The sequence below is a fragment of the Pseudogemmobacter humi genome (assembly GCF_900609055.1).
GTDB lineage: Bacteria > Pseudomonadota > Alphaproteobacteria > Rhodobacterales > Rhodobacteraceae > Pseudogemmobacter > Pseudogemmobacter humi.
Map to the genome: position 1 here is coordinate 25,175 of NZ_UXAW01000113.1, position 13,033 is coordinate 38,207.

10 protein-coding genes are annotated in these 13,033 nt (G+C 68.9%); 3 read left to right on the plus strand and 7 right to left on the minus strand.

Annotated elements, in window-relative coordinates; all coding sequences use genetic code 11:
* Positions 1-401: 401 nt before the first annotated feature.
* On the plus strand, positions 402-629 hold the full coding sequence (locus XINFAN_RS19060; RefSeq protein ID WP_124088449.1) for a hypothetical protein: 228 nt from the start codon (positions 402-404) through the stop codon (positions 627-629).
* Between the two features lie 193 nt (positions 630-822).
* Here the strand turns inward: XINFAN_RS19060 and XINFAN_RS19065 are convergent, their stop codons facing one another.
* Positions 823-1,674 (minus strand): M15 family metallopeptidase, encoded by an 852-nt coding sequence (locus XINFAN_RS19065; protein WP_233352382.1) that lies wholly within the window; start codon positions 1,672-1,674, stop codon positions 823-825.
* 144 nt (positions 1,675-1,818) lie between these two features.
* On the opposite strand from XINFAN_RS19065, the gene XINFAN_RS19070 reads away from it, so the two are divergent.
* Together XINFAN_RS19070 and XINFAN_RS19075 are read left to right on the plus strand one after the other, a co-directional pair.
* Positions 1,819-2,379, plus strand: coding sequence for an OmpA family protein (locus tag XINFAN_RS19070; protein ID WP_124088450.1), 561 nt, complete (start codon positions 1,819-1,821; stop codon positions 2,377-2,379).
* A gap of 15 nt (positions 2,380-2,394) precedes the next feature.
* Positions 2,395-4,545 (plus strand): serine/threonine protein kinase, encoded by a 2,151-nt coding sequence (locus tag XINFAN_RS19075; RefSeq protein WP_124088451.1) that lies wholly within the window; start codon positions 2,395-2,397, stop codon positions 4,543-4,545.
* 7 nt (positions 4,546-4,552) lie between these two features.
* Here XINFAN_RS19075 and XINFAN_RS19080 read toward each other — a convergent pair whose 3' ends face one another.
* The 6 genes from XINFAN_RS19080 to tagH form a co-directional block, all read right to left on the minus strand.
* Entirely contained in the window at positions 4,553-5,266 is a 714-nt protein-coding gene (locus tag XINFAN_RS19080) for a PP2C family protein-serine/threonine phosphatase (RefSeq protein ID WP_124088452.1), read from the minus strand.
* Positions 5,263-5,961: a type VI secretion system-associated protein TagF gene (tagF, locus tag XINFAN_RS19085; RefSeq protein ID WP_124088453.1), complete on the minus strand. Its 699-nt coding sequence runs from the start codon at positions 5,959-5,961 to the stop codon at positions 5,263-5,265. Before tagF ends, XINFAN_RS19080 begins: the two co-directional genes overlap by 4 nt.
* Positions 5,943-9,542, minus strand: coding sequence for a type VI secretion system membrane subunit TssM (tssM, locus tag XINFAN_RS19090; protein ID WP_124088454.1), 3,600 nt, complete (start codon positions 9,540-9,542; stop codon positions 5,943-5,945). The genes tagF and tssM overlap by 19 nt, the downstream gene beginning before the upstream one ends.
* Before the next feature lie 3 nt (positions 9,543-9,545).
* Positions 9,546-11,012, minus strand: coding sequence for a type IVB secretion system protein IcmH/DotU (gene icmH / locus XINFAN_RS19095; RefSeq protein ID WP_354002144.1), 1,467 nt, complete (start codon positions 11,010-11,012; stop codon positions 9,546-9,548).
* A gap of 15 nt (positions 11,013-11,027) precedes the next feature.
* Positions 11,028-12,368: a type VI secretion system baseplate subunit TssK gene (gene tssK, locus XINFAN_RS19100; RefSeq protein WP_124088455.1), complete on the minus strand. Its 1,341-nt coding sequence runs from the start codon at positions 12,366-12,368 to the stop codon at positions 11,028-11,030.
* Positions 12,369-12,404: 36 nt separating this feature from the next.
* A partial coding sequence (gene tagH / locus XINFAN_RS19105; RefSeq protein ID WP_124088456.1) for a type VI secretion system-associated FHA domain protein TagH occupies positions 12,405-13,033 on the minus strand: 629 nt, incomplete at its 5' end.

A 13,033-nucleotide genomic window follows, 5' to 3' on the forward strand; every position in this document is an offset into this window, starting at 1 on the left:
GCGGCCCCACAGCATCTCCCCCGCCCGCCCTGGCTGTATCCGGTCCGGGGCGGCCCGGGGGAAAGGCCCGCCGGGAGACGCTTGCGGCATCAGATCGGCGACCGGGATCGTCCATTCGTCGCCCACCGCCGGAACACCGGCATTGGTCCCGACGCTCAGATCGCGCGCCTCGTTCTGGTGGTGCAGCTCGGCCGTGAAGAGGCGCGGGCCGAACTGCCTCGGCTCACCCCTCATCTTCTCCGGTGCCGCCACCACGGCGACGGTTTAGGTGGTGCCGGCGCGCTCGACCGCTTTGGAACGGACCCCGATCCTCACATCGCCGGACAGGTGTATTCCTTGGCAGTCCGGCCCCGGTCACCCCGGGGTTCGGGTCGTCGCCGCAGACCGGGCCCTGCACCGGGGTGAAGAAATCCGACAGATCCGGCACGGCGGACAGCCAGTCGCTGCCGTCGATCCCCGGGCCGGCCAAGCTCATCGAACTGACTCCGGCGGCGCGCAACGGCCTGATGGCCGAGCATCCGCCCGGCATCATGGTGAAGAGCATGATCGCGTCGGGCTCCCAGGGCCGCGCCTTGATCCGGGTGATCCGGGCGGTGATCGGGGCATTCTCCTTCAGGAATCTGTCCTGACCCGCGAGGGCGGCCTCTGGCAGCTTCGGCGGCATCCAGCCGACTGAAGCCGCGCGCTGCCGCCGCCCTCGCAGGTATTCCGCGCCTTCCTGTCATTGTTGCCGGGCAGCGGCGACTGACGCGCACCGGCAAAACCCGCCCGCGCGCCACACGGGGAACGGCAAAGCGCGCGCATCGTGCAAGGGGCTGCGGCTCAGATCTTTCCCTCGGCGCGCCAGCGTTCAAGCTGCTGGCGGCTCACCTCGAAATGCATCGAATCCTCGCGCGAGAAGCCCGCGCCCCAGACCCAGCCTTCCGCATGGAAGAAATCGGCGAGGATGGTCAGGCCGAGCTGGGTCTTCCCGTCGGCGAAACCGTCGAGATGGCCGTCGATGTTCAGATCGACGGCGAGGCCGAAGGAATGGGTCGAGGTCCGGTCGGTGGTGCCGCGGATGCGCCGGACGCAGAGCGAACCCGCGGTGCTGATCCGGTCGTAAAGATCCTGATCGGCCTCGCGTACCTTCCCGAACACCTCCTTGAGGCTGTCGAGCGCGGGCCGCAGCATCTGCACCTTGATCGGCCCGACCTGCTCGACGATCAGCATCTCCTTCAGCTTCGGATTGTCCATCGGCTCGCAGTCGTCGGACAGCACCTGGCGCGGGCGGCCGAGGAAGCCTTCGAGGAAACTGGGCGAGGCCACCGTCAGCCCTCGGTTCACGTCGCGCCGCCCCGCGATCAGCACCACCGAGGCGTAATCGCCCAGAATGGTGTTCTCGCCGTCGCGCGGGAACGGCGCCGGGGTTTCGTCGGCGGATCCGGGGCTTTCGTAAGAGGCGATGGCATCCATCATCCCCAGCCCGTCGATCTCAAGCTGCATGGCGTCGAGCTGTTCCTGAAGCCCGGCGATCTGCTGCTGGAGGTTCTCGATCTCGATCCGCGCCAGGCTGTCGACGGCCGAGCCGCCCTGCTGCCGCTCACGTTCGGGCCAGAGGGTCCACAGGCCGAAGCCGATGAGCGCGACGGCGATCACCACGATCGCGGCAATAACGATCTGAACGGGTTTCAAAGGGCGGATCCGTCTGTCGGGCGGTTTTCAGAATGCGGGGCCGGGCAAAAGCTGTCAACGCCCGCGGGCAGCCATAATCATTTGGCATGAAGATATGTTTGGGTGTAGACTCCGCCCATTCAATCCGGCCCTTCGGAGAGACACATGACTCGTTTTTCGCTGGCGTTTCTTGTCGCACTTGCCCTTGCCCTCGTCCCGGTCGCACAGGCGCAGACCCCGATGACCGAGGACGAGATCGCCGATGCCTTCAGGAAGCAGAAGACCCGTGGCCTGACCCTGGTGCCCACCACCGAAGAGACGGCGGCCGGCAGCGAGACCGCCGCGCCCGAAGGGGCGACCGAGATCGCCTATCAGGAACTGCCGCAGGACGAGCAGGTCAATGTCTCGATCCGCTTCGATCTGGACAGCGCGGCGCTGCGCGAGGATCAGAAACCCGCGCTTGTCGCTTTGTGCAACGTGTTGAAATCGGATCCGGTTTCCACGCTGCGCATCGTCGGCCATACGGACATCACCGGCTCGGCCGAATATAACGAGCGGCTGTCGCTCTTGCGCGCCGAAGAGGTGAAACGCTATCTCGCCTCGTCGGATTGCGGCATTGCGGATGCGCAGATGGAGGCCGTGGGCGTGGGATCGCGCTTCCTGCTGGACGGCGAAAAGCCGAAGGACGCGGTGAACCGCCGGGTCGAGTTCCAGGCCCTCTCCTGAGAACGGCGGCCTGAGGTGAGCGGGCACCCCCCGATCTTCCGCACGGGCGATGTGCTCAACAACACCTACCGGATCGAGGCGATCCTGGGCCGCGGCGGCACGTCCGAGGTCTATCGCGCCCGGTCCGAGATTTCCGGCAAGGTCGTGGCGCTGAAGGCGCTGCGCTCGGAATTTGCCCGCAACGACGATTATCTTGCGCTGATGACGCGCGAGGAAGACATCCGCGACATCCGCCACGATGTGATCGTGCGCTATTTCGACACCCAGCGGACCGACGACGGCACCGTCTATCTGGTGATGGATTACATCGACGGCCCGGCGCTCGACAAGAAGATGCGCGACGGCGGCATGTCGGCCGGGGATCTGATGGTGGTGGCCGGGCGGGTCCTTGAGGGGCTGCACGCCGCCCACAGCCGCAACATCGTGCACCGCGACCTGTCGCCCGACAACATCATCCTGCGCGGCGGTGATCCGAAACATGCGGTGATCATCGACTTCGGTATCGCCAAGGACACCAACCCCGGCGCCCAGACCATCGTCGGCGGCGAATTCGCCGGGAAATACGCCTATGCCGCGCCCGAACAGCTGGCCGGCAAGGCCGATGCGCGCACCGATCTCTACTCGCTGGGCGCGCTTTTGCTGGCGGTGTTCCGCGGCAAGGCGCCCGACAGCGGCGCCAATCTGATGGAAGTGGTCGAGCGCAAGGCGAAACCGCCCGACACCTCGGGCGTGCCCGAGCCGCTGCAAAGCCTGATCGCCCGGCTCACCGACCCGGACCGCGAGAGGCGCTTCCCCTCGGCCGAGGCGGCGCTGGCGGCGATCCGCTCCGGCGCGCTTGCGCTGCCATCCGCCGACAGCGAGGCGACGGTGATCGTGCCGCGCAAGGCGGCGCCCGCGCCCGCATCATCGCCCCCGCCTGCGCCGAAGCCCGCGCCCCCTGCCCCGCCGAAGACGGCCGCGAAGAAAGGCGGCAAGGGCGGGCTGATCGCGGCCCTGCTGGCGGTTCTGGCCCTGGGCCTTGGCGGCGCGGAATATGCCACCGGGGCGCTCGGCCTCTTCGGCCCTTCGCTGCCGCTGGAAAAACCCTTCACCCTCAGCGTCACCCGCGACGAGGGCGCGGCGCCGGTCGCCACCGGCTTCGTCCCCGACCAGGAGGTCGCGACCCGGCTTTCCGCCGCCATCGCCGAACAGGGCGGGGCGGCGACCGAACTGCCGCTGGCGAGGGGCGACATCGCCGAGACCTGGGGCGCGGGCGTGGTGGATCTGGTCGACCGGCTGGCCGGCCTGCCGGAATACCGGCTGCTGGTCGCGGACAACCAGGTCCAGGTCGAGGGGATCACCAGCATCCGCTCGGATTACGAACAGGCGAAGGCCGATCTCGCGACACTGCCGCCGGGGCTGAGCGGCACCGCGGTGATCGAACTCGGGCCGCGGATCCTCGGCCTGCGCGCGGTGCAGTCGGTGCTGGCCACGCATGAGGATTGCGGCCCGCTTTCGGTGATCAACGCCCCCGCCCAGGGCTGGGGCCTTGCCGCCACCATCCAGATCAGCGGCCGCATCGCCTCGGCGGAAAGCCAGGCGAAGCTGCGCGCGGCGCTTGAGGCGGTGATCGGCAACCGGGTGGCGCAGCTCGATCTGGAGGTGCTGAACCCGACGCTCTGTCTGCTGGACGCCGCTTTGCCCACGGCTTTTGGCGGCGGGCTGAGTTTCACCTTCGGCTACGGCGACCGCGACGAGCCCAATCCCCAGGCCCGCTATCTGGTGGGCGAAAACCCGGTGATCGACCTGACCATCCCCGCCGATATGCCGGACGGCTATCTCTATGTCTCGGCGCTGGACGTTTCGGGCAATATCTTCCACCTGATCCCCAATGTTGCGCGCACCGACAACCGGCTGAGCGATCTGCGCGCGGGACAGGCCGGGCCGGTGACGGTGCGGCTGGCCTATGGCATCGAAGAGGCCAAAGGCACCGGCCGGATCGCCTTTGCGGTGGACGACAGCGCGCTCGGCAAGACGCGGCTGGTTGCCATCGTCTCGGACGCGCCGCTGTTCGGCGGCCTGCGCCCGATCACCGAAAGCGCCGGAAGCTATGCCAAGGCCCTTGGGGAACTGACCACGCCGATCCGCAGCCTCGATTCCGCGGTGCTGACCACGGCGAGGCCCTGAGCCGGGCTTAAAGGCAATCGACGACGATGGCCGAGATATTGTCGCCGCCGCCGCCGCGCAGCGCGATCTGGATCAGCGCGTCACAGACGGTCTCCATCGGCTTGCCGGTCACCGCGCGGCGCAGCACCTCGAAACCGGCGTATTTCGTCAGCCCGTCCGAACACAGCAGGAATCGGTCGCCGCGCCGGATCTCGCCGCGCAGCTTGTCCAGATCCAGCGCATCGCCCACCCCCACCGCCCGGGTGATGGCGTTGGATTGCGGATGCTGCTCGGCCTCGTCCCAGGTCAGGGCGCCGGCGGCGACCAGTTCGCCCGCGACGGAATGGTCCGCGGTCAGCAGTTCGATCCCGCCGTCGCGGAAACGGTAGAGCCGGCTGTCTCCGGCCCAGAACACCACGAAATGGCCGTTGGCGACCAGAAGCGCCACCACCGTCGCCCCGATCACCGCCCCGCCGCGGCGCAGGGCCTCGGCCCGGATCGTGTCATGGCTTTGCAGGATGGCCTGGCGCAAAGCCTGCATCGCATCCGCCGGGGCCAGATCGGGCGGCAAGGCGGCGATGGTCTCGGTCACGGTCTGGCTGGCGAAATCCCCGGCCTCATGCCCGCCCATCCCGTCCGAGACCACCCAGATCCGCTGCTCGGGCAGCGACAGGATGCTGTCCTCGTTGATCTTGCGGCGAAGGCCGGTATGGGTGGCGGCACTGTAGCGCAATGTCGTCATGGCTGGCCCCTCCCGCAGGCGTCAGGGTCGATCAGGTGGCGAAAGCGGTCCGGCGGCGGCAGGCCGTCGGTCAGGACCAGCGCCTCGCCTTCCGCCAGCAAGGCGGTGAACAGAGCCGCGCGGGGAAAGGCGGAGCGAGCCAGCGCAGCGGCGAGCGCCGCCCCCGGATCGGGCCCCGGATCGGGCGCGCAGAGCCCGAGGAACCCCGGCGCCGCCTGAACCGCCGCCGCAGGCAGGGAAGCGCCGCCGATCCCGGCCAGATCCTGTTGCAGCCGCGCCTGCGTTCCGCCGTCATCCAGCGCCGACAGCGCCACGGTTTCCAGCGCGGCGAACCGCTCGCCCGCCGCCAGGTGGCTCGCCACCGGATCGCAGCCCGCGGGCAAGGCGCGCGCCAGCGTCAGCGGAAACTGCCGTCCCACCCGGTCGACCGAGGCCATCAGCACGCCCTCGGCCCCCGCGCGCCCCGCCACCCCCGGCGCCAGGGTAAAGCGCCAGATCGGCGCCGACATATAGGCGCCCTGCCAGCGCTCCCCCAGCCCCATACGCGCCGCCGGGATGCCCGCCTGCAACCAGCGGTCCCAGGCGGCGATGAAATCCGGTGCCAGTCCGAAACGGAAGAAATCCCCCAAAGCGGGGATCTTGCCGTAGGCGCCGAAGGCGGTTTCCCCCGCCATGGTCAGAACGAGGCCGGGCATTTGAACTCGGTCAGCGCGGCCAGCGCGAAGGGGTTCTTCACCGATCCCGACTGCATCCCGAAGATCGCGATCCGCCCGCCCACCTTGAAGATCACCCGGGTGCGGTCGGCCACATTGGTGCGGCGGATCTCGGCCGCGTCCAGCAGGCGAAACAGCGCCCAGGGCCCGTCGCGGCTGATCGTGCTTTCGCCCCCCGCCAGCGGCGGCTCCATGGTGATCCGCCCCAGCCCCACCGCGCCGGGCCAGCCGATGGCCGAGGGCGTGGGCTGGCCTTCCCCTTGCGCGAAGGCCACGCGCTGGCCGTCCAGTTCCAGCACGATGGAATTGGCCTTGGGGTCCAAAGCCTCGGGCGTCATCTGGAACTGCACCTTCGGCACCGGACCGGCGGCGAAAAAGGCGTCGCGGATCTCGGCCGCGTGCTGCATCTGCAACAGAACCTGGGGCGAGATGCCCAGATCGGCGTCGTTCACCTTCTTGAAGGTCCAGGGCCGCGCGCGCTGATCGACATGTTCGGCCAGGTTGGCCTGGAAGAATTTGTCGATCAGCCCGCCCGGCGCGAAGAGCGTGGTGAAATCCTGGATCGAGATATCCGCCGCCGCGCGGCGCGAGAACGGATATTTGTTCTCGGTCGCCTGCTGGCACAGGGGCATCACCTCGGCCTGCCATTTGGCGTTGATTCCGGCGCGGGTGCCGTCGGCGGTGATCCCCGAGGATCCAGAGACGACCTGGCTGACCCATCGCTGGATCGGCCCCGGCAGTTGCGAGGCGGCCTGGACAAGGCCCTGGATCGCCGGGCCCGCGGTCTCGGAACTGCCGACGCCTCCGGAAAACGCCAGCTTGTTCAGCTCCTGGTTCACCTCGGTAAGGCTCGCGATCAGCGTGTCCAGCGGCGAGGGCGCCCCTTCGGGGGCGGTGACCAGATCCTGGATCGCGGCGAACCTTTCTTCGACATAGGCGCCCGGGGGCACCGGCTCGCCGCCGGGGACGGCGGGCACCGAGAGCGCATCGAGGATGCGGCGGCTTTGCGACGGCAGCCGCCCGAGCGCCCCGGTGGAGAGGATCGAGGACGGGATCGCCGCGCTCACCCCCTCGGCCGCGGCCAGGGCATCGCCCACCGAAGCCGGGGCCGCCGCCACGGTCGAGGGATCGACCGTCAGCCGCGTCTCGTCGGCGATGGCGCCCAGCACATTGCGCAAGGGCGAGGCCGGGCCGGACAGCACATTCGTCACCTCGACCGCATGCGGCAGGGATTCCAGCGGGATGATGTCGAGATCGGACAGCATCTGATCGTAGCGCCCGACGTAATCGTTGTAATACAGCGCCAGCACGTCGCGCGACAAAGCGGTCTGCGCGGCGTCGGACAGATCCTGACTCGCGGTCGGCCCCAGCACGAAGGCATCGCGCTGGATCTGGGCGGAAACCCGCAGTGCCTCGGGCAGGAAGACCTCGTAGAAGCCCTTGCGGGTGTAGATCCCCTCGATCCCCTCGTTGAGCGGCCGCCCCGAGGAACGGGTGAAGGCGCGCGCGATGGCCGGGCCGCCGATGTCGGTCGGCCGCCAGGCCGGCAGGGCACGGGCGGCGTCGGTCTGGACAATGCCGTTATAGATGCGCTGCGCCTGCGGCATCCGGGTCAGGATATCCTGGACCTGCGATACCAGGTCTGCGTTCAGGTCGATCTTCTTCATCGGCCCGGCCAGCAGCGCGTCGAGATGCAGCGCCAGCACCTGGCGCAGATCCTCACGGCTGGCGCCGCCATAGAGGCGATCCCAGTCGGCGGTGAAATATTCCTTCACCAGAGCCTCGTCCATCGGGCCGATCTGGCCCAGCATCAGATAGACCTTCAGCAAGTCGAACAACACCACGGGATCGTTGATGCTGGACTGCATCTGATCCTCCAGCCGCACCAGCAGGCGGGGCAGGAAATGGCGGTTCAGCGCGTCGCGCCAGGCGAGTTTCGCCTCGTTCCCCAGCACGGCGGACTGATCGAGCCCCCAGGCCAGCACTCCGGCCTGCGCGACCGGCGCCCCGGCGCCCGGCACCACCCGCAGATGTTCCAGCGCCGGCACCACCAGCGGCAGATCGCTGTCGGCGACCGGCCCCACCGGGATCGCGGCGGCCTCCAGCCGGTAGGCCCCGATCCGGTCGGCGACTTCCTGGCGCTGGCGGCCGGTCTCCTGCCAGAACTGGAACCAGGCAAGGCCGATGCCGCCCGCGATCAGCACCGTCGCCGCCACCGCGCCGTGGCGCATCCAGCGGTAACGCCGTTCCACCCGGTCGTCGGAGCTGACGAGACCGGCCTCGGGGAAGATCACCCCGTCGAACAGCCGGGTCAGGAAGAAGCTGCGCCCGGTGCCCCGCCCGGTGCCGATGGCCTGGCGGCCGATGCCGAAGCTGCGCGCCATGCCCATCATCAGCCGGTCGATGGGCGTGCCTTCCTGGGTGCCGGAGGCGAAATAGACCCCGCGCAGCATCTGGCGGTGCTCATAGCGGTTTTCCTGAAAGACCTCGGTCAGGAAGTCGCGGGCGATCTGGCGCATGCTGGCAAGCTGGCCCGGAAAGCCCGCGATCAGGCTGCGGCGCGGCGGATCGCTTTCCGCCTGCATCCGCTCCAGCACCTGGGCGTTCAGCCGCGCGATCAGCAGGCCGAATTCCTCGTCGAACCCGGCGATGGCGGGGGCTGCCTGGCGGCCCTGCGGCAGGGGAAGGGTGAAGCCCCAGACCTGCTCGCGCCCCTCTTTCGGCAGACGGTCGAAGGTCTCGGTGAAGCCGGCGATCAGATCGGCCTTGGTGAACAGCACATAGACCGGGAAACGCACGCCCAGCTTCTCGCGCAATTCGTGCAGCCGGCGGCGAATCGCGGCGCCATGGGCCTTTTGCGTCGCGGGATCCTGCATCAGCAGATCCGACAGCGAGATCGCCACAACGGCGCCGTTGATCGGCTGGCGCTTGCGGTATTTCTTCAGGAGGCCCAGGAAGCCGAGCCAGCCCGCATTATCGGCCGAGGCGTCGCTTTCCTGAGTGGTGTAGCGCCCGGCGGTATCGACCAGCACCGCATTGTCGGTGAACCACCAGTCGCAGTTGCGCGTCCCCCCCACCCCGCCGATCGAGCCCGCGCCCATCTCTTCGGCCAGCGGAAAGCTGAGGCCGGAATTGACGATGGCGGTGGTCTTTCCGGCGCCGGGCGGGCCGATGATCACATACCACGGCAGTTGCGCCAGATGCCGCCGCCCGCCTTTGGCGCGGCGCAGCTTGCCAAGCGCTCCGCGCAGTTTCTCGCGCAGCTCCGTCATTTCGTCGCCGACGCCGATATCCCCCGCCGGGCCGGTGTCGGGGGTGGCGATGATCTCTTCGGCCAGCCTGTCGTCGCGCTTTTGCGCCCGGATCAGAAGGATCAGCACGACCAGAAGCGCGAGGATCCACAACACGCCCAGCCCGATCAGCCGCCCGGTCACGCCGTCAAACGGGCGCGCCTCGCCGAAGGCGAAGAACGGCCCGAGCAGCCAGAGCACTACTGATAACACCAGCGTGACGATCAGGGTGATCCCCACCCCCGAGCCGATGGCACGCAGGATCTTGCGCATGGGTTATTCCTCTCCTGCCGGGCTGTCCGCCGGTTCTGCGGGCGCCTCTTCCGCCGGATCGCCTGCCGGATCGCCTTCGGGCACGCCGTCGCGGCGCAGGACGATCTCGATCCGCCGGTTCTTCGCCTTGTTCGCGGCGCTGTCGTTCGGCACCAGCGGCTCGCGGTCGGCGCGGCCCTCGGCGCTCAGCCGGTCGGCCTGTTTCACCGTTTCCGCCAGCAGCTTGCGCACGCTTTCCGCCCGCGCCAGCGACAGGTGCATGTTCGACGGGAAGCGCGAGGTTTTGATCGGATCGCTGTCGGAATGGCCCACCACCAGCACCGGGCCTTTGGTGTCGTTCACCGCCTCGGCCACCCGCGCAATCGCGGTCTCAAACCCCGATTTCAGCACATCCGAGCCCGAGCCGAACATCCCCGCCCCGGCCATCACCACCTTGATGCTGGTCGCATCCTGTTCGACCGTAACCAGCCCGTCGTCGATCTCGGCCTTCAGAAAGCCCTTGATCCGGTCGAGCTGCTGGCCGGTGTTCTCCACCTCCGGGGGCGGCGGCGGCACCGGCGGGGCGCGGCGGGCAAGCTCGGGCGGCGGGCCGGATTCCAGCGTGGACATCGCGCCCAGAAGCCGCCCGGTCTCGGACGACAAAGCCCAGGACAGGCCCATGAACCCGGCGCCCAGCAGGGCGACCGTGGCGGCGACAGCGATCCAGAACGGCTTCCACAGCGACAGGGCGCGGAAGGGTTTCACCACCCCGGGCCAGTGCGGCGACAGATCCTGCCCGGGCTCGCCGCGCTGGCGGCGGATGATCTGCGCCAGCCCCTCGCGCACCTGGAGATGGCGGTCCGCCCCGCCCTGCTCGACCCTGAGCCGCCCCTCGAACCCCAGGCTGAGGCACATGTAGAGAAATTCCAGCAGGTCGATGTTGCGGGCCGGATCCTGCTCCAGCCGCGCCAGCAGATCGTAGAAACGATCACCCCCCACCACCTCGCGGTGGAAGGTCGACACAAGGCTCTGGGTGCTCCAGCCCGAGGTGCCGCCCCAGGGCGTGTTCAGCACCAGATCGTCGATGGTGGCGCAGATCGCATAGCGCGCGACCTTGATCGCCTGCGGATCGCAGCCCTTTTGCAGGGCATGGGTCTCGAAACTGCGCACCGCGCCCACGACCGAGCGGCGAAGCGCGTCGGGGTCGGGATGCTGGGCGCGGTTCCTGATCCGGCTGATCAGCGCGAAAAGCGTGCCCGCGCTCGCGACCAGCGGATTGACCCCGGTCAGGCTGTCTTCCAGCACCGCATCCGCCGCGGGGGGCGGGGCCGCGAGGCTGCTGGCCGGAACTGCGGCGGGAGCGGGTTCGGCATAAGCCTGCGGCGCAGAGGCGGGCTGCGCCAGCCCCGCCCGCCGCCCGCCCGGATTGGGACGGATCACCGTTTTGTCGCTGTCGCCCGGTTCGGCGAAAGGATCGTCGTCGTCGATCACGCGCGCCTCCTGCACTCAGCCCTGGCGGATCGCCCAGAGTTCCATCTTCAGCCCCGGATAATCGCCCGAGACATGCACCGCGATACCGCCCGAAGTGGTCATCCGCGCCCAGTGAGGGCTGTCCGGGGCGACCTCGAAATAGACCATATTGGCGTGATAGGGGATCTGCCGCGGCGCGACCGGCAAGGGCCGCAGCGCGATGCCGGGCAAAGCCGAATTGACCATCTGGCGGATTTCCTCGACCGGGCCGATCTTTGCCTGGCCCGCGAAATGGCGGCGGATGTTCTCGGCCGGAAGCTCCGCCGAGACCGCCAGCACGAAGCCCGAGGTTCCGATCAGCTTGCGGTCGGCGATCAGCCCGACCGAGATGCCGTATTTGCGCGGCTCCAGCGGGATCGAGACCGCGTTCTGCTCCAGCACCGCCGAGAGATAGCGCCGCAGGACCCGGATCACCGGGGCCCAGGTGGTGGCAAGGTCATGGTGCTGATAGGGCGGAAATTCCGGCGGGTGTTTCTCGGGCGCCATGAAGGTCGCCAGCTCCCCCGCCAGCGCGAGGCAGTCGCGGTAAAGCGCCGCCGGATGGATGTTCTCCATCGTCGAGATGTTGCGAAACACCGGCAGGTTGCGGTTGATCGTCATCAGAAGCAGGAAATCCTGCAATTCCGCCGCGCCGCGCGCCGTGCCCGAGGCCGCCAGCCGCCCCGAAAGCGCCTGCATCCGGTGGCCGAGCAGCCCGTCGATCTCGCCCACCAGCCCCTCCAGCACCGGGGCCGCGCGCAGATCCAGCACCGAGGGGATGAAAGCGCGGTCGAGCACCACCTCCTGGTCGGGGCGCACCTCGATGATCCGCGCGATCGGGATCGACAGCCGGTCGGCCAGATCGTCCACCGCCAGCGCCAGTTGCAGCCTGAGCCGTCCGACCGCCAGCCGCACGGGCTTGCGGCCCGCGCCCATCGTATCCGTCACCTCGATCTCGGCCGGGCGCAGCCGGGCGGCGGAAAGCTCCACCCCCGACATGTCGACCTCGGCCGCGCCCTGGCGGCGGGCGGGCAGCGTCAGCAGCACCACGCAGTCCCTGATATGCGAGGGCACTTCCAGCGCGGGCGGATGGTCGTCGGATTCGGGCAGGCGAAAGGCGGTGCCGTCGTGCCACAGCCCCGCCGCCGCGCGCAGCGCGAACCGCCCGGTCCTGAGCGCGTCATTGTCGATATCGAGCGTGGACACCCCCCAGCCATAGGGCACCAGCGCGCGGGCAAGCCCCGCCCGCATCGCCTCGGCATGGCGGTCGGCCTGCTGGAAATGCTGCGGTTGCAGGAACATTCCCTCGGTCCACAGAACCTTGCTATCCCAGGCCATGCCTTCCCCGTCCTTCCTGATGGTGCCGGAGCGGCGTCATTTCAGCCGCTCCAGTTGTTCGCGATAGGCGCGGGCGAATTCGCGGGCGAAAAGCTCGTGGAATTCGTTCTCGGCCTGGTCGGCGATTTCGGCGTAAAGCGTTTCGTAGACTTCCCAGTAGCGGGCCTTTTTGCCCTTCAGCAGGCCGCTGAACCCGCCTTTCGTGTCGAGCCGGGTCTCTAGCCCCGCCGGGTCGAGCCGGGCGAGAAGATGTTTCAGCGCCGCCTCCATCCCGGTCAGCATCGCCACCTCATGCGCCTTGAGATCCTGAAGCGCCTGATCGGCGGCGGCATCGGGGGGAAGCCAGCCCGGGCCGCCGGGCCGCACCATGGCCTCGACCGCCTGTTCGGGGCTGACGCTGAATTTCAGCGGGTTGTTGCCGCCCGAGGCGATCACCGTCTGGCCGATGCGGAACTCCTGCTTGATCGAGGCGCGGGTCATCAGCACCTCGCGCAGGCCGGTGATCATGCTGCGCAGGGCACGGCCCAGCCGCTCCATCGTGGCGGGGGTCTCTTCCGGCGGGATCTGCACCTGCGACGCGCCAAGGCCGGTGAGAAAGGCCGCCAGAGCCTCGCCGCCGCCCGCGGGCGCGGCAGGCGGGGGCGCAGCAGGGGGGGGCGCAGCAG